The 20,686-nt window shown below is 66.6% G+C and carries 18 protein-coding genes; 11 read left to right on the forward strand and 7 right to left on the reverse strand.

What is annotated here, in order from left to right; genetic code table 11:
• Positions 1–45 precede the first annotated feature (45 nt).
• From Q0Q36_RS03125 to Q0Q36_RS03155, 7 genes are all read right to left on the reverse strand, one after another.
• The gene (locus Q0Q36_RS03125) at positions 46–1,458 is read right to left on the reverse strand and encodes an amidohydrolase (protein WP_293795439.1); all 1,413 of its coding nucleotides are present in this window, start codon (positions 1,456–1,458) and stop codon (positions 46–48) included.
• Between the two features lie 118 nt (positions 1,459–1,576).
• Positions 1,577–3,130: a DHA2 family efflux MFS transporter permease subunit gene (locus Q0Q36_RS03130; protein ID WP_293795440.1), complete on the reverse strand. Its 1,554-nt coding sequence runs from the start codon at positions 3,128–3,130 to the stop codon at positions 1,577–1,579.
• 20 nt (positions 3,131–3,150) lie between these two features.
• On the reverse strand, positions 3,151–4,377 hold the full coding sequence (locus tag Q0Q36_RS03135) for an HlyD family secretion protein (RefSeq protein ID WP_293795441.1): 1,227 nt from the start codon (positions 4,375–4,377) through the stop codon (positions 3,151–3,153).
• On the reverse strand, positions 4,370–4,849 hold the full coding sequence (locus Q0Q36_RS03140) for a MarR family winged helix-turn-helix transcriptional regulator (protein WP_293795442.1): 480 nt from the start codon (positions 4,847–4,849) through the stop codon (positions 4,370–4,372). Before Q0Q36_RS03140 ends, Q0Q36_RS03135 begins: the two co-directional genes overlap by 8 nt.
• Positions 4,850–5,010: 161 nt before the next feature.
• Entirely contained in the window at positions 5,011–6,231 is a 1,221-nt protein-coding gene (locus Q0Q36_RS03145) for a cytochrome c (RefSeq protein ID WP_293795443.1), read from the reverse strand.
• Entirely contained in the window at positions 6,228–7,991 is a 1,764-nt protein-coding gene (locus Q0Q36_RS03150) for a GMC family oxidoreductase (RefSeq protein ID WP_293795444.1), read from the reverse strand. Before Q0Q36_RS03150 ends, Q0Q36_RS03145 begins: the two co-directional genes overlap by 4 nt.
• A 3-nt stretch (positions 7,992–7,994) precedes the next feature.
• Complete coding sequence (locus Q0Q36_RS03155; RefSeq protein WP_293795445.1) at positions 7,995–8,750, reverse strand: gluconate 2-dehydrogenase subunit 3 family protein; 756 nt, start codon at positions 8,748–8,750, stop codon at positions 7,995–7,997.
• Between the two features lie 302 nt (positions 8,751–9,052).
• Here Q0Q36_RS03155 and Q0Q36_RS03160 point away from each other — a divergent pair, with 302 nt between their 5' ends.
• The 11 genes from Q0Q36_RS03160 to Q0Q36_RS03210 all read left to right on the forward strand — a co-directional run bounded on the left by Q0Q36_RS03160 (position 9,053) and on the right by Q0Q36_RS03210 (position 20,624).
• Positions 9,053–9,826, forward strand: coding sequence for an N-formylglutamate amidohydrolase (locus tag Q0Q36_RS03160; protein WP_293795447.1), 774 nt, complete (start codon positions 9,053–9,055; stop codon positions 9,824–9,826).
• Positions 9,827–9,949: 123 nt separating this feature from the next.
• Positions 9,950–11,368, forward strand: a complete 1,419-nt coding sequence (locus Q0Q36_RS03165) for a M20/M25/M40 family metallo-hydrolase (RefSeq protein WP_293795448.1) — start codon at positions 9,950–9,952, stop codon at positions 11,366–11,368.
• Between the two features lie 115 nt (positions 11,369–11,483).
• Positions 11,484–12,395, forward strand: coding sequence for an ABC transporter permease (locus tag Q0Q36_RS03170; RefSeq protein ID WP_293795450.1), 912 nt, complete (start codon positions 11,484–11,486; stop codon positions 12,393–12,395).
• A 4-nt stretch (positions 12,396–12,399) separates the two neighbouring features.
• Complete coding sequence (locus Q0Q36_RS03175) at positions 12,400–13,305, forward strand: ABC transporter permease (protein ID WP_293795451.1); 906 nt, start codon at positions 12,400–12,402, stop codon at positions 13,303–13,305.
• Positions 13,306–13,307: 2 nt separating this feature from the next.
• Positions 13,308–14,297 (forward strand): ABC transporter ATP-binding protein, encoded by a 990-nt coding sequence (locus Q0Q36_RS03180; RefSeq protein WP_293795452.1) that lies wholly within the window; start codon positions 13,308–13,310, stop codon positions 14,295–14,297.
• Positions 14,294–15,280 (forward strand): ABC transporter ATP-binding protein, encoded by a 987-nt coding sequence (locus Q0Q36_RS03185; protein WP_293795453.1) that lies wholly within the window; start codon positions 14,294–14,296, stop codon positions 15,278–15,280. The genes Q0Q36_RS03180 and Q0Q36_RS03185 overlap by 4 nt, the downstream gene beginning before the upstream one ends.
• 25 nt (positions 15,281–15,305) lie before the next feature.
• On the forward strand, positions 15,306–16,832 hold the full coding sequence (locus Q0Q36_RS03190; RefSeq protein WP_293795454.1) for an ABC transporter substrate-binding protein: 1,527 nt from the start codon (positions 15,306–15,308) through the stop codon (positions 16,830–16,832).
• A 67-nt stretch (positions 16,833–16,899) separates the two neighbouring features.
• Entirely contained in the window at positions 16,900–17,538 is a 639-nt protein-coding gene (locus Q0Q36_RS03195; protein ID WP_293795455.1) for a cysteine hydrolase family protein, read from the forward strand.
• Complete coding sequence (locus Q0Q36_RS03200; protein WP_293795456.1) at positions 17,535–18,863, forward strand: glutamine synthetase family protein; 1,329 nt, start codon at positions 17,535–17,537, stop codon at positions 18,861–18,863. The genes Q0Q36_RS03195 and Q0Q36_RS03200 overlap by 4 nt, the downstream gene beginning before the upstream one ends.
• Positions 18,864–18,894: 31 nt before the next feature.
• Complete coding sequence (locus tag Q0Q36_RS03205; RefSeq protein ID WP_293795457.1) at positions 18,895–19,779, forward strand: MurR/RpiR family transcriptional regulator; 885 nt, start codon at positions 18,895–18,897, stop codon at positions 19,777–19,779.
• A complete protein-coding gene (locus tag Q0Q36_RS03210; protein ID WP_293795458.1) occupies positions 19,776–20,624 on the forward strand; it encodes an amidohydrolase in 849 nt (282 codons plus the stop codon). Before Q0Q36_RS03205 ends, Q0Q36_RS03210 begins: the two co-directional genes overlap by 4 nt.
• Positions 20,625–20,686 lie beyond the last annotated feature (62 nt).

Below are 20,686 nucleotides of genomic sequence, written 5' to 3' on the forward strand. Positions count from 1 at the left end.
TGATGCCGGCCCGGCCATGTCTGGTCGGGCCGGCAATCGTCTTGTTCAGAACATGTGAAGCGGCGGCTTCGCGCTGTCCGGCAGCAGCGCCTTGTAGGGCGTCCGAGTGAGACGCTTCTGGAAATCGGCCTTGGCCTGTTCCAGCAAGCCCGGCTCGACCAGCACGTCGGCGGCTACGCCGGCCATGATCTTGGCGACATGGACCATGCCCTTATGCGCCAGCGGCGACTGGCCATGGGCCGTCAACTGCCAGGAATGCCCGGGCGTGCCGATCGTATAGGTCGCGCCGCGCGCCTGCACCGTCGGCACGGCCCAGGAGACGTCGCCGACATCGGTCGAGCCCATCATGCGCGGCCCCGGGACTTCGCGGGGAGCGATCGTGTTGCAGAGGGGGAAGTCGGAGACCGGCAGTCCCGCACGGCGGAAGGCGCTTTCGATATGTGCCGGCGTCACGGTCTTCTGCATGCGCCTGGCGAAGGCGACATCCTCCGCATCGAAGGGCGGCGGGCCGAGCCGGTCGAAATTGCGCTGCATCGCATCTTCCAGCGGGGTGTTGGCGAGCAGGCTGCTCATCGCGCTGACGATCTCGTCGCTGACGGTGGTCTCGGTCATCAGGGCTGCGCCCTCGGCAATCTTCCGGACGCGGGCGACGAGCTCATGGACCTGCGAGACCTCGGTCGCGCGCACGACATAGCGCAGCTTCGCCTTGGCCTGCACGACATTGGGCGCGATGCCGCCGGCATCCAGATAGGCGTAGTGGATGCGGGCATCGCTCGGCATGTGCTCGCGCAGGTAGTTGACGCCGATGTTCATGAGCTCGGCGGCATCGAGCGCCGAACGGCCGAGATGGGGCGCTGCAGCGGCATGGCTCGCACGGCCGGCGAACTCGAAATCCATCGTGGTGTTGGCAAGCGAGATCGGCGCCGTAACCGCCGAGAAATCGGATGGGTGCCAGGAAATGGCGATGTCGACATCGTCGAAGACACCTTCCTTGACCATGAAGGCCTTGCCGGCGCCGCCTTCCTCGGCCGGGCAGCCGTAATAGCGGACGCGGCCTTTCAGCCCGCGCTCGGCGAGGAAATCCTTGACCGCTGCGGCAGCCAGCATCGCGCCAGCACCCAGCAGGTTATGGCCGCATCCATGGCCGGCCGGCTGGTTCGGCAGCGGCTGGTGTTCGGAGACGCCGGGAGTCTGCGACAGTTCCGGCAGCGCATCATATTCGCCGAGGATGGCGATCACCGGGCCGTCTTCGCCGGCCTCGCCCATGACGGCGGTCGGCAATCCCGCAATGCCCGTCGCCACGCGAAACCCCTCGCGCTGCAACTGTGCGGCATGGGCCGCAGCCGACTTGACCTCGCGGTAGTTCAGCTCCGGCATCTCGAACACGCGGTCGCTCAGCTCGATATAGTCGGCTTGCTTGGAATCGACGATCGACCAGATTTTCTCAGCGTTCTGCACAGTCTTCTCCCGAAATCGCGTCGTGCGTCTGCATGCTGTCGAAGGCCGCCCCCGCCCGCAATCGTCTGGCGCGCGCAGCCGTCCTGCATTCGGCAGCTACGCGGCCCGGGAGCCTCCTCTATTCCATGACCATGGTGTGGTCGTCGACCGGCGCGGCCGCCTCGCGGCGCGGCGTGCGCAGCAGGGCGAGGAAGGGCAAGGCCGCGAGGCAGAGGATCATCAAGAGCTTGAAGTCGTCGATATAGGCGATGATCGTCGCCTGACGCGTGATGACCTCATCGAGTGCGGCACGCCCGGCCAGCGTCGTCGGGTCCCAAGCATGCTTGATCGCCGGCATCTCGAAGATGCGGTTGAAGGGCGTCACGTAATTGGCGATCTCGGCATGGTTGACCTGCACGTTGCGGGTCAGCAGATAGCTGACCAGCGAGATGCCGACGCTGGAACCGATATTGCGCGAGAGGTTGTAGAGGCCGGTGCCGTCGCCGCGATATTCCGCCGGCAGGGTCGCGAAGGTGATCGTCGTCAGCGGCACGAAGAGCAGGCCGAGGCCACCGCCCTGGACGAAGCCGGTCAGCATGATGCGGCTCTGCGAGACATCGGGCGTCCAGCCGGCCATGTCGTACATCGCCCAGGCGCTGACCAGGAAGCCGGCGCCCAGCAGAAGACGGATGTCGACCTTGCCGATCAACCGGCCGACCATGAACATGCAGGCCATCGTGCCGAGCCCGCGCGGGCCCATGACGATGCCGGCGGTCACCACGGGATAGCCGAGCAGCGTCTGCAGGAAGGGCGTCAACAGCGCCAGCGAGGCGAGGTAGCAGATGCCGACGATGAAGATGAAGATCAGGCCGACATTGAAGTTCCGGTCGAGGAAGAGCCGCGGCTTGATGAAGGAGTTCTCGGCCGTGAAGGTGTGCACGACGAGGACATAGAGCGCCGCGACGCAGATTGCCGCCTCGACGATGATCTCCAGCGAGTCGAACCAGTCGAGCTGGGCGCCGCGATCGAGGAAGAGCTGGAGCGCGCCGATCGCGATGCTGAGCGCGCCGAAGCCGGTCCAGTCGAGCTTCGCGAGCGCGCTCGCCTTGGTCTCGGTGACGAAGATCGAGACGCCGGCCAGCGCCAGGATGCCGAGCGGGAGGTTGATGTAGAACACCCAGCGCCAGGAGATGTTCTCGGTCAGCCAGCCGCCGAGCACCGGGCCGAGCACCGGGCCGACCATGACGGATATGCCGAACAGAGCCATGGCGGAGCCGCGTTCCTCCGGCGTGTAGATGTCGAGCAGGATGCTCTGCGAGAGCGGCACGAGCGAGGCGCCGAAGAAGCCCTGCATCAGCCGGAAGCCGACGATCTGGGTCAGCGACTGCGCCGCCCCGCACAGGATCGAGGCGACGACGAAGCCGATGATCGCGGCCGACAGCACGCGCTTGCGGCCGAAACGCGCCGCGAGGAAGCCCGAGGGCGGCGTCATGATCGCGGCGGCGACGATATAGGAGGTCAGGACCCAGTTGATCTGGTCCGCGCTCGCCGAGACGCTGCCCTGGATATAGGGCAGCGCGACATTGGCGATGGTGGTGTCCAGCGCCTGCATGATCACCGCAAGGATCACGCAGGCGGTGATGGCGCCGCGATTGGCGACGGGCGCTGCAGCCGGGATAGCGGCATTGGCCATGGCCAGCCTCTTCTTACCTGTTACTTGCCGACCGCCTCGCTGACGAAGCTTGGCAGGCCGCGGGCGTGGCCGGTATCGACGTCGAGCGTCACGCTCATGCCGGCGCGCAATTGCGGCTGGTCCGGCGGCGTTTCGATCTTCACGCGCATGGCGATGCGCTGGACGACCTTGACCCAGTTGCCGCTGGTGTTCTGCGCCGGCAGCAGCGAGAAGCTCGCGGCCGAGGCCGGGCTGATGCTGTCGACCGAGCCCCTCCAAACGGCGCCTGGATAGGTATCGACATAGACTTCGGCTTCCTGGCCGGGCTTCACCCAGGTGAGCTCGGTCTCCTTCGGATTCGCCTGGATCCAGACATGGTCGGTCGAGACCAGGCTGAAGGCATTGGTCGCGGCTTCCAGATACTGGCCCTTCTGGAGCGAGGGCACGTTGGTGACGACGCCGTTCATCGGCGCGCGGACCGTCGTGTGGTCGAGCTGGCGCTGTGCCTCGGCCCGGGCCGCCACTGCATCCTTGTAACGCGGGTGGTCCTCGACCGGCGCATCGGGCTTGCCGTTGAGATTCGCGGCGATGCCGGCGAGCTGGCTTTCGAGCTGGGCGAGCTTCAGTCGGGCGCCGTCGAGATCATGCTTGGCCTGATCGAAGGTCGCCTGCGAGGCGACCGATTTGGTGGCGAGATCCTGCTGGCGCTTGAAGGTGGTCTCGTAGAAGGCGATGTCGGTATGCGCCTGCTCGATCTGGCTCTGCATGCCCTTGTAGCTAGCCTTCAGGGCTTCGAGATCGTTGTGGACGATGCCGATCTGGGCGTCCGTCCGCTCCAGCGCGAAGCGGAACTGCCGGTCGTCGAGCCGGAACAGCACGTCGCCGGCCTTGACCACTTGATTGTCGCGGACGTCGATCTCGCCGACGATGCCGGCCACATCGGTCGAGATACCCAGGATATCCGCCTGGACATAAGCGTTGTCGGTCGACATCACTCGTCCGCCGGTGACGTAATAATAGCCGCCGGCGATCAGCGCGATCGGCAAGAGCGCGAAGAGTACGAGGCGCGTGCGGTTTCGCCGATGGCGCGGCGCCGGACCGGGCATGACCTTTACGGGCATTTCCGGCTTTGTCTCCGGCGCTTCCTTCGCGATCGTCTCGGCGCGGGCTTTCGGCTCGAACTGCCGGATTTCCGCTCCGCTGCCCGAAGAGCCGGGCTCGGTCTCCTCGCGGGCGGTCGCTTCCGTATTCCTGGCTGCGTCATCCATTTGGGGCCTGCCTTTCGGCCACCGGCATCTGGCAGGCGGCCGTGAGATTCGCTTTCATCCGACCCAGCGTCTCGAGAAGCTGCTCGCGCTCGGCCAGCGGAATGTCGTCGAATGCTTCCGCGCGCGTAACGTCGCCGAGCGCGCGCAGCTCCGTCAGCTTCGGCCGGGCCTTCTCGGTGAGGTAGAGTTGCCAGATGCGCCGGTCGGTGGCGTGCGGGCGGCGCTCGGCTAGTCCGCAGCTTTCGAGCTTGTCGACAATGCGGCCGACCGTGATCGGCTCCACCTCCATCAGTTCGGCCAGGGCGCCCTGCTGGATGCCGGCATTCTGGTCGAGATACGCCAGCACCTGCCATTGCGAGCGCGTCAATCCGGAATCGCGGGCGTGCTGCTCGAAACGCTTGCGCAGGAGGCGCGCGACGTCATGGAGCAGGAAACCGACCGTCGGCGACGGTTTCTTAGGCGTGCTGATCATAAGCTAGTCTATAAAATTCGCGCGACCGAGCGTCAACGCACCTTTTGACGCAGGGGCAATTCCGGAGGCGCATGCGCAGGCGTCGCGCGGAGGGTGCGCACAAGCATCCGCCCGTCTGGATTCCCAATGGACAATCAGCCCGTATCAGGCCGTTTCCGGCCCTAGCGCTTCAGCGCCGCCCGCAAATCCTTGACCTGCCCCGCCGTCACGGGCGGCGCGGCATTGCCCCAGCTGTTGCGGACATAGGTCAGCACGTTCGCGACATCGGCATCGTCGAGATTCCAGCCGAAGGAGGGCATGGCGGGCGTCGTCGGCCGCGCGGCGGTGGAGACCGCCTGGCTGCCTTGCAGCACGACGCGGATCAGCGAGGTCGGATCGGTGCTGTTGATCACCGGGGCCTTGGCCAGCGTCGCGAACAGTGCAGCCTGGCCAGCACCGGTGGAGTTGTGGCAGGCCGAGCAGCGGTCGAGATAGATCGCCTTGCCAGCAGCCATGGCGGCATCGTTTGCGGCAAGCGGCTGCGGAGCCGGGGCGCCGTCGCCCTTGACGTCCTTGAGATAGGTCGCGACCGCTTGGAGATCGGCATCGGCCCATTTGCTGGTCGATTGCGTGATCGCTTCCGCCATCGGTCCCGAGGCGATGTCGAAGCGGTTCGCGCCAGTCTTGAGATAGGCGACGATGTCATCGGCAGACCAGCTACCCAGGCCCTTGTGCGGATCGTTGGTCAGGTCGGGCGCGTACCAGCTCTGGAGATTGCCACCGCGCAGGAACTCTCCGGTCTTGTCGGCGCCGGTCAGGCTCTTCGGCGTATGGCAGGTGCCGCAATGGCCGGCTCCGTTGACGAGATAGGCGCCGCGGTTCCAGGCGGCCGATTTTGCCGGATCGGGCTTAAATTCCTGCGGTGAGAAATTGAGCCAGTTCCAGCCGACCATCGAGGTCCGGATGCTGAACGGGAAGGGCAATTGGTTCGAGACGACGCGGTTCGAGACGGGCTCGACCTTCTGGAAATAGGCCCAGAGATCGGCGATGTCCGCTTCCTTCAGCGTCGAATAGGCGGGGTAGGGCATGGCCGGGTAGAGGCGCTTGCCGTTCTTGCCGATGCCGGTCTTCAGGGCGCTGCGGAAATCGGCGTAGCTCCAGCTCCCGATGCCGGTCGCGGGATCGGGCGTGATGTTGGAGGGCACCAGCGCGCCGAAGGGTGTCTGTAATGGCAGGCCGCCGGCGAATGGCTTGCCGCCCGGCCTGGTGTGGCAGGCGGAGCAATCGGCCAGAACCGCCTGGTAGCGCCCGGCCTCGATGCGATCGAACAGGTCGGAGGCGAAGCCCTTCGCGCCGAGGATGGTGGCGGCTGCAAGGCCGGCGATGAGCGCTGCCTTCTTCATGCTTCCACCAGCTTGCCGGGGTTCTTCAGGTAGTGGTTGCGGATCGAATCCGCCGCCCAGTAGGCGAGGGCGCCGACCGGCCCGGTCGGGTTCTTGCCGGCATTCTGCGGGAAGGCGGAGGCGCCGATGACGAAGACGTTCGGCACGTCCCAGGCCTGGAGATGGCGGTTGACCGCGCTGGTCTTCGGATCCGCCCCCATGATCGCGCCGCCGGTATTGTGCGTGCTCTGGTAGGGCACGGAGTTCCAGCCCTTCTGCTGCTTGCCGACCACGACCTGCTTGCCGCCGAGCGCGTCGGCGATCTCCTTCATGCGGTCGCTGACCCAGTTCGACATGCGGATGTCGTTGTCGGGGAAGTCGAAGGTGACACGCAGCAGCGGCCGGCCGAACCGGTCCTTGTAGGTCGGATCAAGGTCGAGATAGTTGCCGCGCGTCGCGTAGGAGGAACCCTGCGACGAGAAGGTCAGCGTGTTGTTGTAGTATTGCTTCGTCGCCTCCTTCCAGGCAGCGCCCCAGCGCGGCGTACCCGGCGGCACCGGACGGTACTGGATCGGGCGGCCATTGGTCGGAATGCAGTTGATGCCCGCGCCGCCGACGAAATTCAGCGGGCCATGGTCGAAGGCATCGCCATTGTAGTCGTCCACCGTTTGGCCAAGCGCGCCGGCCGCGATGAACGGGTTCATCGACTTGCCTTCGAAGAAGACCTGCGCCGAGGCATTGGTCTGGTAGCAGTAGTTGCGCCCGACGACGCCTTCGCCGCTCGCGGGATCATAGGGCTTGCCGATGCCGGAGAGCAGCATCAGCCGGACATTGAACAGGCCGTAGGCGTTGAGCAGGACGAGATCGGCCGGCTGCTCGAAGATCTCGCCGTTGACGTCGATATAGGTGACACCGGTCGCGGTCTTGCCGTCGGCCGCGAGGTTGATCTTGAGCACCTCGCATTCGGTGCGGGCCTCGAAATTCGACTTGCGCATCAGAACCGGCAGAACGGTCGTATGTGCGCTCGATTTCGAATAGTTGGCGCAGCCGAAGCGCTCGCAGAAGCCGCAGGCCGTGCATTGGCCCATCGCGATGCCCAGTGGATTGACATAGGCGCCGGAGAGGTTGGCCGAGGGCGTCGGGAACGGGTGCAGGCCCTTCGAGCGCGCCGCTTCCGCGAAGAGCGTCGGCGCATAGGTCATCTGCATCGGCGGCAGCGGGTATTCGCGCTTTCGCGACCCCTCGAACGGGTTGCCACCGGCCTGGATCGCGCCGTTCAGGTTCCCGGCCTTGCCGGAGATGCCGCAGAGATATTCGAAGCGGTCGAAGGCGCCTTCCAGCTCGTCATAGGTGACACCCCAGTCCTGCACCTGAAGCTCGGACAGCCTGTCCGCGCCATAGCGCTCGGTGAGATGGGTCTTCAGCACAAAATCGCTCGGAAAGAAGCGCCAGGTGTGGCCGTTCCAGTGCGTGCCGGCGCCGCCGACGCCGGTGCCGGGCAGGAAGGAGCCGTAGTCGCGCATGGGCAGGGCCGTCTGCGAGACGTTGTTGCGCATGGTCATCGCCTCCTGTGCCGGCTGCAGGAACAGGTCCTTGCGTACTGCGTAGCGCAACTCGTCGGGAGCGTAGGCGACGTTGAAATCGGTCGCCGTGTCGCGCCAGGGGCCGCGCTCGATCGCGACGACCTCGAGGCCGGCATCGGTCAGCTCATGCGCGAGGATCGAGCCGGTCCAGCCGAGCCCGACGATGACGACGTCCTTGCGGGGGAGTTTCCGGGCCATGTCTCAGTTCCCGCTCGTCTTGTCGCCGGTCTTCCATTCCGGCCGCCCGGCGATCGACAGGGGCGGCAGCGAGAAGGGCTTGTTATGGGCCGTGATGTAGTCGCGGTAATCGTAGCGGGCGCCGGGAAAGCCGATGAATTTCCAGCCGGCCATGTCCTTGTTGCCGCCATAGATCGGGTCGGCGAAGAAGCCTTCCATCGTGTTCTGCAGCACGAGATTGAAGAAGCCGGCGGCCGACTTGTACTCGACCTTGCCGGCTTCGAAATCCCTGAGGACCTGATCCTGCTCGGCGGCGGCGAGATCAAAGAAACTTTTGCCGGCGAACCGCGCCTGCGTGTGCTTGTTCAGCGCGGCGAGGCCGGCCTTGTAACGTGCGGCCGGCGCCTCGGCACCTTGATAGCCTTGCGTCGGCAGGCCGGCGGCAAAGGGGCCTTGCGTATAGAGCCGGTCGGACATGCCGTAGCTGCCGGCAAGCTGGCGGTCGATGAAGCTGGCGCAGCCTGCGTCCTTGCCGCCGATGCTCAGTTCATCGGCCGGAATCAAGCGGTCGACGATCGCCTCGACGGTGCGGGCTTCGTCCGGTGTCAGGACATACCAGCGACCGCCGGGCAAGGGCTCGGGCGGCAGGGCGGCGAAGGGTTTCCAAGGCAAGGTGCCGGAATGTTCGGCGGCGCGGGCGCCGGGAACCGAGGCGATCAGGACGAACAGGCCGGTGGAGGAGAGGAAGCGGCGCCGGGTGAACGAGGCGGTGGGCGGCATCGGGCAGCCTTTTTTCGGTCGTCGCGCGCCCGGAGGGTGCCGGCCCCGCTGGGGACAGGCTCTGCCTCGGATCGGATGGGATCAACCGAAATACCCGCGCAGCTGCCATGCTCTGCATACATGGAACAATTCAAAAGTAGGCGGCGCGAAACCGGCTAGGCGCACTTCCGAATGCGCGGCGCTTTGAGGCCGGCGCCCAGCTTCGAGCGTGTTCGATTTATTGGTGTATATTTTTCATAATTGACAAATTTTTGTTATATGAAATTCTTGTATCAAGATTTCTTCCGCCTTGCGCCGGACCCATGCTTCTCGAGCCCGACGAGCCGCACCCTGTTGGAAGCCGCCGCTGCGACGCGTCTTCACCGGTCGTCTTCATCTGCGAGCATGCGGGCAACCTGCTGCCGCGCCGCTGCGGCGATCTCGGCCTGTCCGAGCAGGACATGGCCCGCCATATCGCCTGGGATGTCGGTGCCTTCCGCGTCGCCGAATTGCTGGCCGAGCGCTTCGAGGCGCCGCTGCTCTGGCAGCGCTATTCGCGCCTCGTGATCGATTGCAACCGGCATCTGGGGGCGCCGAGCCTCATTCCCGAGACGAGCGAGGCAACGCAGATTCCGGGGAATTTCCGGCTGTTCCAGAACGAGCGCCGCGCCCGGATCGCCGAGATCTGGCAGCCCTTCCAGGACGAGGTCGGCGCCTTGCTGGAGCGCCGTGCCGAGCGCGGCCTGCCGACCCTGCTCGTCGCGGTGCATAGCTTCACGCCGGTCTATCTCGGCCGGGCGCGGCCCTGGCATGTCGGCTTCCTGCCGGGCGCGATCGCTTGGCCGAGTCTGGCCCTCTACGATGCGCTGAAGCCGGGCGGGACGCTGACGGTCGCGCTCGATCAGCCTTACCGGATCGACGAATACGACCAGACGATCCCGGTCCATGGCGATGCCCGCCAGATTCCCTCGACCCTCGTCGAAATCCGCAACGATCTGATCGCGGACGAGGCGGGCTGCCTGGAATGGTGCGGGCTGCTCGGGGACGCGATCGACAGCGTCCTGGAAACGGCGGCGCCGGCCGCTGCGGCATTTTAGAGCATTTTCGAGCGAAGTGGGCACCGGTTCGCGTGAAGAAAATGCGTTGAAACAAAGGCTTGGAGCAATTCCGCGATTCGGAGAATTGCGGAATTGCTCTAGCGGCGGCTTGCGGGGGCGGGCATGACGGACACGGATTGCGAACTGCGCCTGCGCCGGGCCGTCGAGGCCCATATCAAGGACGGCCGCCTGCTGCGGGACCTGTCGCGGCGCATCGCCATGCCGACCCCGAGCGGCGATCCGGCGGCCGGTCCGGCCCTGCACGCCTATCTCGCCGACGAGATCGTGCCGGCGCTCGACGCCATGGGCTTCGACAGCGAAATCCTGGTCGAAGGCGATCTCAGCCCGCTGCCGGTGCTGATCGCCCGCCGCGAGGAAGGCCCGGACCTGCCGACCATCCTGCTTTACGGCCATGGCGACGTGATCCAGGCCGCGCCGGCGGAATGGTCCGAAGGGCTCGATCCCTGGGCGCTGACCCGGCGCGGCGAACGCCTCTACGGCCGGGGCAGCGCCGACAACAAGGGCCAGCACAGCGTCAATCTCGCAGCCTTGTCGATCGTGCTCGCCGAGCGCGGCCATCTCGGTTTCAACACCATCCTGCTGATGGAGATGGGGGAGGAGGCCGGCTCGCCCGGACTCCAGGCCTTCTGCGAGAGGCACCGCGACAAGCTGAAGGCCGACCTGCTGATCGCCTCGGACGGGCCGCGCTGGTCGAGCCGGCGCCCGACCCTGTTCCTGGGCGCGCGCGGCCATATCGATCTCGAAATCTCAGTCTCGCTGCGCGAGCACGGCTATCATTCCGGCAATTGGGGCGGCTGGCTGCGCAATGCCGGTCAGGTCCTGGCGCGCGCGCTCGCCCTGCTCAGCGACGAGCGGGGGCGCCCTTCCATGCCGGCTTTGGCGACGCCGGATGCGGCCCTGGTCTATGAAGGGCTGTTCGATCGGCTGGCCGCTCCCGACGAGCCCGGCCTGCCCGAACCCGAAACGGGCTGGGGCGACGGCGAGGCCTCACCCGCCGCGCGCCTGCTGAACCGCAACAATCTCGAGATCATCGCGATCGATTTCGGGGCGATGACGAAGCCGGTTTATGCCATCGGCCCGCGCGCGCGGGCCCTGGTCGGGGTCAGCTTCCTGCCGGAAACCGATCCGGCGACCTTCGCGCCGGCTTTCGGGAGGGCCTTTCGCGAAGCGGGTCTCGACGGTGTCAGCGTTCGCGCGACCGGCCTTTTGATGCCGGCGAGCCGCACCGCGCCCGATCATCCCGCCGTCGCCTGGGCTCTCGCGGCGATGCAGCGCTGGAGCGGCAAGCCGGTCGATCTCCTGCCCAATTTCGGCGGCGCGCTGCCGAACTGGATTTTTCGCGACGTGCTCGACCTGCCGACGCTGTGGATTCCGCATTCCTACAATGGCTGCGCCCAGCATGCGCCGGACGAGCATGCGCTGGAGCCGGTCCTCAACGAGGGGCTGATGCTGATGGCGGGCCTGTTCTGGGAGGCCGGCAGCCGGCCGGAGCGCCTCTCGCGATTGCTGACGCGTCTTTGAAATAATCAAACCAGTTTTCAGAATTATCACATTTCTGAAAAATTATTGACACAGTTGCGGCGGGCGCTACAGTCGCTCCAGCCGATCATGGGACCGAAGGGGACGGGCCTGCGCGATGGGACGGTTTCTCACACGACAGCTGCTGCTCGCGATCGTCGTCGCGGTGAACGTGTCGCTGATCGGCTTCGCCATGTTGCGCCTGTCCGGCGATCTGGCGCAGCGCATCGTCGGCCCCGAGGCGACGGCCGAGCAGGTCGAGACCGTGCGCAAGTCCTACGGGCTCGATAAGCCGCTGGTCGTGCAATATGTCGACTGGGCGCGCGATGCGCTGCACGGCGATTTCGGCCGCTCCTTCTTCTACAATGCGCAGGTCTCCGACCTGATCGCCGAGCGCCTGCCGGTGACGATGACGCTGGGCCTGATCGGGCTGGCGCTGGCGCTGCTCTTCGCCATTCCGCTCGGCATTCTCGCTGCGGTCTATGCCGGCAGCTGGCTCGACCGATTGGCGCTGACCGGCGCCGTGCTCGGGCAGGCGATGCCGAGCTTCTGGATCGGCCTGCTGCTGATCCTGCTCTTCGGCCTGCAGCTGGGCTGGCTGCCGGTCTCCGGCGCCGACGACTGGCAGGGCTATGTCATGCCCTCGATCGTGCTCGGCCTCTATGCCGCGCCGGCGCTGATGCGCCTGACCCGCTCCGGCATGATCGACGTGCTGCGCTCCGACTATATCCGCACCGCTCGTGCCAAGGGGCTGCTGCCGGCGGAGGTGGTGCTCAAGCACGGCCTGCGTAACGCGCTGATCCCGGTGGTCTCGATCGCGGCGGTGCAGCTCGGCCTGCTGATGGGCGGCTCTGTCGTGGTCGAATCCGTCTTCTCGATCCATGGGCTCGGCTATCTCGCCTGGGAATCGATCAGCCGGGCCGATTTCCCGGTGGTGCAGTCCATCGTCCTGACGCTCGCGATCATGTATGTCGGCCTGGTCTTCCTCTCCGACGTACTGAACGCGCTGCTCGATCCGCGGTTGAGGTGAGGCGATGAGCAAGCCGGCAACCCCCGCCGTCGCCACGACGGCCCCGGAAAGCCGCCCGGCCCCGTTCCGGCGCCTGCTGAAGCGCATCGTCGGCAATAGCGGCACCTTGGTCGGCGGCGGGCTCCTGCTGCTGATCGTGCTGGCCGCGCTGCTCGGCCCGGTCTTCTATCCGCAGGACCCGTTCGCGCAGGACGTCGCGAACCGCATCGCCGAGCCGTTCTGGAACGGCGGCCCGGCGATCCATCCGCTCGGCACCGACACGCTCGGCCGCGATTATCTCGCGCGGCTGCTCTATGGCGGGCGCATCTCGCTGCTGATCGGGGTGCTTGCCGTCTCGATGGCGGCGGCGATCGGCGTCACGCTCGGCCTCGTAGCCGGCTATTTCGGCGGCCGCGTCGACCTCGTCGTGCGCTTCCTGATCACGACGCGGCTCGCTATGCCGGTGGTGCTGGTCGCGCTCTCGGTCGTGGCGACGGTCGGCAACTCGCTGACCATCGTCATCCTCGTGCTCGGCTTCCTGATCTGGGACCGTTTCGCCGTGGTCGCCCGCACCACCGCGATGCAGGTGCGCGGCATCGATTATGTGAAGGCGGCGCGCGCCGTCGGCTCCTCGCATGCGCGGATCATCTTCAAGGAAATCCTGCCCAATATCTCGAACGGCCTGATCGTCGTCGCGACCGTCGAACTCGCCAATGCGATCCTGCTGGAGGCGGCGCTTTCCTTCCTCGGCCTGGGCGTGCAACCGCCGCTGCCCTCCTGGGGGCTGATGATCGCCGAGGCCAAGGACTACCTGTTCTTCTCGCCCTGGCTGATCACGCTGCCCGGCATCGCGCTCGTGCTGCTGGTGCTGGCGATCAACCTGCTCGGCGACGGCGTGCGCGACATCACCGCGCCTTCGGGGACGCGATAGCCATGGCAACGGTCCTCGATATCCGCGACCTCGCGGTCGACATCCCCGTCGAGGCCGGCACGCTGCATGCGGTGCGCGGCATCTCCTTTGCGATCGAGAAGGGCCGGACCTTCTGCATCGTCGGCGAATCCGGCTGCGGCAAGTCGATGACCTCGCTCGCGATCATGGACCTGCTGCCGAAGGGCGCGGTCCGGCGGGCGAGCGCGCTCAGCCTCAACGGGCGCTCGCTCGCCGATCTCGACAACCGGGCGATGGCGGATATCCGCGGCGCCGAGATGGCGATGATCTTCCAGGAGCCGATGACCTCGCTCAATCCGAGCTTCACCATCGGCGACCAGCTCACGGAATCGCTGCGCCGGCACCGTGGCACCTCGCGGCGCGAGGCCGAGGCTCGCGCGGTCTCGATCCTGCGCATGATCGGCATCACCGCGCCGGAAAGCCGGATGAGCCAGTATCCGCACCAGCTTTCGGGCGGCCTGCGCCAGCGCATCATGATCGCCATGGCGATGATGTGCGATCCCTCGCTGATCATCGCCGATGAGCCGACCACCGCGCTCGACGTCACCATCCAGGCGCAGATCCTGCGGCTGCTGAAGTCATTGCAGAGCGAGTTCGGCACGGCCCTGCTGCTGATCACGCATGATCTCGGCATCGTCTCGCGCATGGCCGACGATGTCGCGGTGATGTATGCCGGCGAGATCGTCGAAAGCGGCCCGGTCGAGCAGATTTTTCGCGATCCGCAGCATCCCTATACGCGCGGGCTGATCGCCTGCCTGCCCAATCGCGAGCGGCGGCAAGTCGGCGGCAGGCTCGCCTCGATTCCCGGCACCGTGCCCTCGCTCGTCGGAAGCTTCACCGGCTGCGCCTTCCGCGAGCGCTGCGAACTCGCGATCGAGGCCTGCGCCGAACCCGTGACGCTGCGCTCGCTCGTGCCCGGCCATCAGGTCCGCTGCATCCGTGCTGGCGCGCCCATCGAGGAGACCGCCGCATGAGTGCCGCGATGCTCGATATCCGCGACGTCTCGAAGGTCTTCCCGATCTCGCGCGGGATGTTCCGCGGCGGCGCCAAGCTCACGGCGGTCGGCGGCGTCTCGCTCAGCGTCGCGCCCGGCGAGGTGCTGGGGATCGTCGGCGAGTCCGGCTGCGGCAAGACCACGCTCTCGCAGATCATGCTCGGCCTGCTGCCGCCGACCACCGGCGAGGTCACGATCGACGGCCAGCCGCTCAAGTCGCTCGGGCGGCTCGACATCGCCCGGCGCGTCCAGCCGATCTTCCAGGACCCGTATTCCTCGCTCAACCCGCGCCAGACGATCCAGGAGATCGTCAGCGTGCCGCTCGTCGTGCACGGCATCGGCTCCAGCGCCGAGCGGGCGAAGCAGGCGGCGGCGATGCTCGATCTCGTCGGCCTGCCGGCGCGCTTCCTCGATCGCCTGCCGTCGCAGCTTTCGGGCGGGCAGCGCCAGCGCGTCGCCATCGCCCGCGCGCTGATCCTGAAGCCGCGCCTGCTGATCTGCGATGAGCCGACCTCGGCGCTCGACGTCTCGATCCAGGCGCAGGTGCTGAACCTGCTCGCGGACCTGCGCCGCGAGCTCGGGCTGACCTTCGTGGTCATCAGCCACAATCTCTCGGTGGTCGAGTATTTTGCCGACCGCATCGCCGTGATGTATCTCGGTCGCGTCGTCGAAGAGGGGCCCTCGGCTGCGATCTTCGCCAATCCGCACCATCCCTATACCCGCGCGCTGATCGACTCGGCGCTGCCGATCGATCCCGGCGGCGGCATTCCCGAGCTCGGCCTCGGCCAGGCCTTTCCCGATCCGATCAATCCGCCGCCCGGTTGCGCCTTCAACCCGCGCTGCCCGGCGGTGCGCCCGGACTGCGCCTCGCGCATGCCGCGGCTCGATGCGCAGGGCGAGAGCCGGGTCGCCTGCCTCTATCCGCTGGAACGCGGCGCCGTCGCCGCACCGGCTTCCGCCTAGATCGAAATCCAAGAGGGAAAGACCAATGAAGAACGGCCTCGTTTCGCTCAAAGCCCTCGGGCTTGCCGCCGCGCTGGCGCTGACCGTCGCCGGCCCGGCGCTCGCCGGCAAGAAGGACGACACGCTCCATGTCGTCTGGCGCGTCAGCGTCCCGAATCTCGATCCGCAGCACAACAACCTGCGCGAGGGCGTGGTTATCGGCCAGCTCATCTGGGATACGCTGGTCTACAAGAACCCCGATACCGGCGCCTTCGAGCCGCTGCTCGCCGATTCCTGGAACTGGATCGACAACACCACGGTCGAGTTCAAGCTGAAGCACGGCGTCAAGTTCCATAACGGCGACGATTTCAGCGCCGACGACGTCGTCTACACGCTGAACTACGTCGCCAATCCCGCCAGCAAGATCGCGGTGCCCGGCAACGGCTCCTGGATCGACAAGGCCGAGAAGATCGACGACTTCACCGTGAGGGTGAAGCTGAAGAAGCCCTTCCCGGCGGCGATGGAGTATTTCGCGGTTCCGCTATTGATCTATCCCGCGAAGTACCATGCTAAGGTTGGTGCCGAAGGCATGGGCAAGGCACCCGTCGGCACCGGCCCCTACAAGGCGGTGACGGTCGACGGCGTGAAGCGCTACCTGCTCGAGCGCAACGAGAATGGCGTGCCGAACAGCCCGAAGGGCCGCGCCAAGATCGGCAAGGTCGAGATCCGCACCGTCACCGATTCCGCCGCCGAGATGGTGGAGCTGCTCGCGGGCCGTGCCGACTGGATCTGGAAATTCAACAGCGACCAGTTCGACAAGCTCGACAAGATGCCGCGTATCGCCGCCTCGCGCGACGAATCGATGCGCATCGACTTCCTGCTGCTCGACGCGATCGCGCCCGGCGACAACCCGCTGGCGAAGCAGCAGGTGCGGCAGGCGATCAACTACGCGATCGATCGCGAGAAATTCGTGAAATACCTCGTCCAGGGCAATGCCCGCGTCATCGACGCGCCCTGCTATCCCGGCCAGTTCGGCTGCGACACCAGCGCCGCCGTGCATTACGGCTACGACCCGGCCAAGGCCAAGGCGCTGCTGGCGGAAGCCGGCTATCCCAACGGCTTCACCACCCAGATGGTCGGCTTCCGCAGCGCGCAATGGACCGCCGCGATCCAGAACGACCTCGCCGCGGTCGGCATCAAGGCGCAGGTCAGCATGGTTGAGGGCGCCGTGCTCGTCGAGAAGACCAAGAAGGGCGAGGCGCCGGTCGCGCATTGGGATTGGGGCTCGCTCTCGGTCAATGACGTCTCGGCCGTGCTGCCGAACTTCTTCGGCGACGAGGGCTATGATCGCTCGCAGGACAAGGAAGTGAAGGCGCTGCTCGACAAGGCCGGCACCTCGGTCGACCAGGCCGAGCGCAGGACGCTCTATGCGCAGGCGATCAAGCTGATCACGGAGCGCGCCTATTCGGTGCCGCTGCATACCTTCACGATCAACTACGCCTATAACCGCGAGCTCGATTTCAAGGCCTATCCGGACGAGCTGCCGCGCTTCTACCAGTACGGCTGGAAGTAAGCCTCTTGCCGGCGGCGGTACCCGCCCGCCGCCGGCTCCTTGCTGCGACGATATCCGAGAGGCTGCCATGACCATGCCAACCCGGCGCGACGCCCCGTTCGAGAAGGGCGCAACCGCGCTGCTCTTCGTCGACATGCAGAAGATCTGGACGATCCCCGGTCTCGATCCCGATCATCCCGATGCCGATCCCGAGAGCTATTTCTACAAGCGCGCCCGCGACATCGTGGTGCCCAACCAGGTCCGCATCCTCGCGGCGGCGCGGCGTTCCGGGGCCGATGTGCTGCACACGATCATCCGCAGCCTGACCAAGGACGGGCGCGACCGCTCGCTCGACCACAAGCTGACGCCGATCCATATCCCGGTCGACGCGCCCGAGGGCGACGTCATCGACGAGCTTAGCCCGATCGACAACGAGATCGTGCTGCTCAAGACCTCGTCCGGCGTCTTCAACTCGACCAATATCGACTATGTCCTGCGCAATCTCGGCTGCCGCAACCTGATCATCGCTGGCCAGCTCACCGACCAATGCGTCGACATGGCGGTGCGCGATGCGGCCGACCGCGGCTATCTCGTCAGCCTCGTCGCCGATGCCTGCGGCACCTACACCGAGGAGCGGCATCAGGCGGCTTTGCGCGCGTTCGGCGGCTATTGCTGGGTCACGGACACAAACGAAATCACCCGCCGGCTGGAAGGGATGGCATCATGACGACGGAGCTTCCCGTGGGCGACGAGCTTCTCGCCCTTCTCACCACCGACATGACCGGCCTGACGCGCGGACGCTGGATCGCTGCCTCATCGCCCGACAAGACCGTGCTCAAGGGCTGCGGCTGGGTTCCTGCCAATCTGGCGCTGACGCCTTTCGACGTCATCGCCGAAAATCCCTGGGGCTCGTCCGGCGATCTCAGGCTGAAGCCTGACCTCGCGACGCGTTTCCGGGTCTCGACCTTGCCGGAGACGACGGCGCTCAATGGCGTGCTCTGCGACATCACCAATCTCGACGGCACGCCCTGGCATGGCTGCGGCCGCTCCTTCCTGAAGGCGGCGCTCGCCGATCTCGAACGCGAGACCGGGCTCACGGTCACGGCCGCCTTCGAGCAGGAGTTCCAGATCCGCGAGCCGGAATGGGAGCAGGCGCCGTCCTTCTCGCTCGCAGCGCTTCGGCGCGCTGATCCCTTCGCACCTCTGCTGATGGCGGCCCTGCGCGAGGCCGGCGTCGAGCCCGAGATGGTGCTGGCCGAATATGGTCGTGACCAGTTCGAGCTGGTCTGCGGGCCATCCGATGCGGTCACCGCCGCCGATCGGGCGGTGCTGATCCGCGAGATCACCCGCGAGGTCGGGCGCTGCTGCGGCCTGAATACGACCTTCGTGCCGAAGCTCACGCCTGACGGCGTGGGCAACGGTCTGCATATCCATTTCTCGTTCCGCGACAAGGACGGCACGCCTGTAACCTACGATCCGGCGCGGCCGGGGCGGGTCAGCGAAGCGACCGGCCATTTCGTCGCCGGGGTAATGCGGCATATGCCGGCGCTCGTCGCGCTCACCGCGCCGAGCGCCGTGTCCTATCAGCGCCTCAAGCCGCATCACTGGAGCGCGGCCTATACCGCCTTCGGCGCGCTCAACCGCGAGGCCTCGGTGCGGATCTGCCCGGTGCCGGAAGGGCAGGGTGTCGACATCGCCAAGGCGTTCAACCTCGAATACCGGGCGGCGGACAACACGGCGAGCCCTTATTGGGCGCTCGGCATGATCGTCCGGGCCGGGCTCGAAGGCCTGCGCCACAAGCTGCCGCAGCCGCCGCTCGTCGGCATGGACCCCGCTTCGCTATCGGAGAGCGAGCGCGAAAAGCTTGGACTGCATCGCCTGCCGGCCAGCCTGCCGGAGGCGCTGGCCGCCTTCTCCGCCGACGAGACGGTGAGTGGCTGGCTGCACCCGGACGTGCGCCGGAGCTACCTGTCGGTGAAGCAGAAGGAACTCGACCTCGTCGAAGGGCTGATCGATGCGGAGATTTGCAGCCGCTACGCCTCGGTCTACTGAGGTTTCATCGACCGATTTCGGGAGTTCCGACGTGACGACGCCGTCCGACAGCCAGGTTCTCGCCACGACCATCCGCCAACGGCTCGGCGATCTCACGCAGAGCGAGCGGCAGGCGGCGCGGGCGCTGCTGTCCGACTATCCGCTTGCGGGCTTGCAGGCGATCACTGCCTTCGCGACCCAGGCCCAGGTCAGCCCGGCGACGATCCAGCGCCTGATCGGCCGGCTCGGCTACCCGCGCTATGCCGATTTCCAGTCCAAGCTGCGCTCCGAGCTCGACGAGCGCCTCAAGGGGCCGCTGGTGCTGGAGCGGCCGGCGCAGGACGAGGGCGCGGCCGAACGGCCCTGGCTCGGCTTCGGCGCGGCGCTCACCCGACAGGTCGAGGCCTCGCTGCAGGATCTCGTGCCGTCCGAGGTCGAGGCCGTCGCGACGCTGCTTGCGACCGATGCCCGCCGCATCGTCGTCGCCGGCGGGCGCTTCACCCGCTCGGCCGCGACCTATCTGTGCACGCATCTCCAGCATATGCGCGGCGGCGTGTCGGAGATCACCGGGCCGAACTCCGTCTGGGCCGACCTGCTGCTTGATCTCGGCCGGCGTGACCTGCTCGTCGTCTTCGATGTCAGGCGCTACCAGCCCGATCTCTACGCCCTCGCGAATGCGGCGCGGAACGCCGATCTGCGCATCGTGCTCGTGACCGATCCCTGGATGTCGCCGATCGCGGCGCTGGCCCATCATGTTCTGCCGGTGCGCGTCGAGGCGCCCTCGGCCTGGGATACGATCGTGCCGGCGATGGTGCTGACTGAGGCGCTGATCGCCGAGGCGCATGCGCGCGTGCCGCAGGGCGGGCGCAAGCGGATGTCGGAGCTGGAGCGTCTGCGCAGCGATCTCACGACCGCCGACAGGACGAGCCAGCCATGAAGCAGGAACGCGTCCTGCGCGTCGATGCGCATCACCATCTCTGGCGGCTGTCGCGCGGCGACTATGGCTGGCTGACGCCTGAGGTCGGGCCGCTCTATCGGGATGTCGAGCCGGCTGATTTCGCGCCTTACCTCGCGCGCAATGGCATCGGCCGCAGCATCCTGATCCAGGCTGCGCCGGCCGTCGCCGAGACGGTGTTCCTCTGTGAGCTGGCACGCGACAACCCCTTCATCGCCGCCGTGGTCGGCTGGGTGGATTTCGCCGATCCGGCTTCGCGTGTCGATCTCGAAAGGCTGAAGGAGCTGCCGCCCTTCCGCGGCGTCCGGCCGATGATCCAGGATATCGCCGAGGATGCCTGGATGCTTCGCGATGAGTTGAGCCACACCTTCCGGAATCTGGTTGCGCTTGATCTCAGCTTCGACGCACTGATCCAGCCGCGCCATCTGCCGCATCTGATCGAGCTAGTCGCCCGGCACCCTGACCTCAGACTCGTCATCAACCATTGCGGCAAGCCGGAAATCCGCGACTGGACGCCGGGTGATGCCGATTTCCGCAACTGGGCCGAGGGGATGACCTGGCTCGCCCGCAACAGCGCGGCCTTCTGCAAGCTCTCGGCGATGCCGACGCGAGCCGCACCCGGCTGGACGGTCGAGACATTCCGTCCCTATGCCGATGTCCTGCTCGATGCCTTCGGCCCCGAGCGCCTGATGTGGGCGAGCGACTGGCCGGTGCTGGAACGCAATGGCAGCTATGACGATTGGCTGGGCGCCGCGCGCGAGCTGGTCGGGTCAGCCGGAGTGGATGCGATTTTCGGAAACACGGCCCGGCAGTTCTACCGGCTCTGACGGGGCTTCCCGGCCGCGCATTCCTGACCAAGACGCTCTCTGGCCCGATGTCAGTCAGGGGG

The organism is uncultured Allobosea sp., from assembly GCF_945957345.1.
Classification (GTDB): Bacteria; Pseudomonadota; Alphaproteobacteria; order Rhizobiales; family Beijerinckiaceae; genus Allobosea.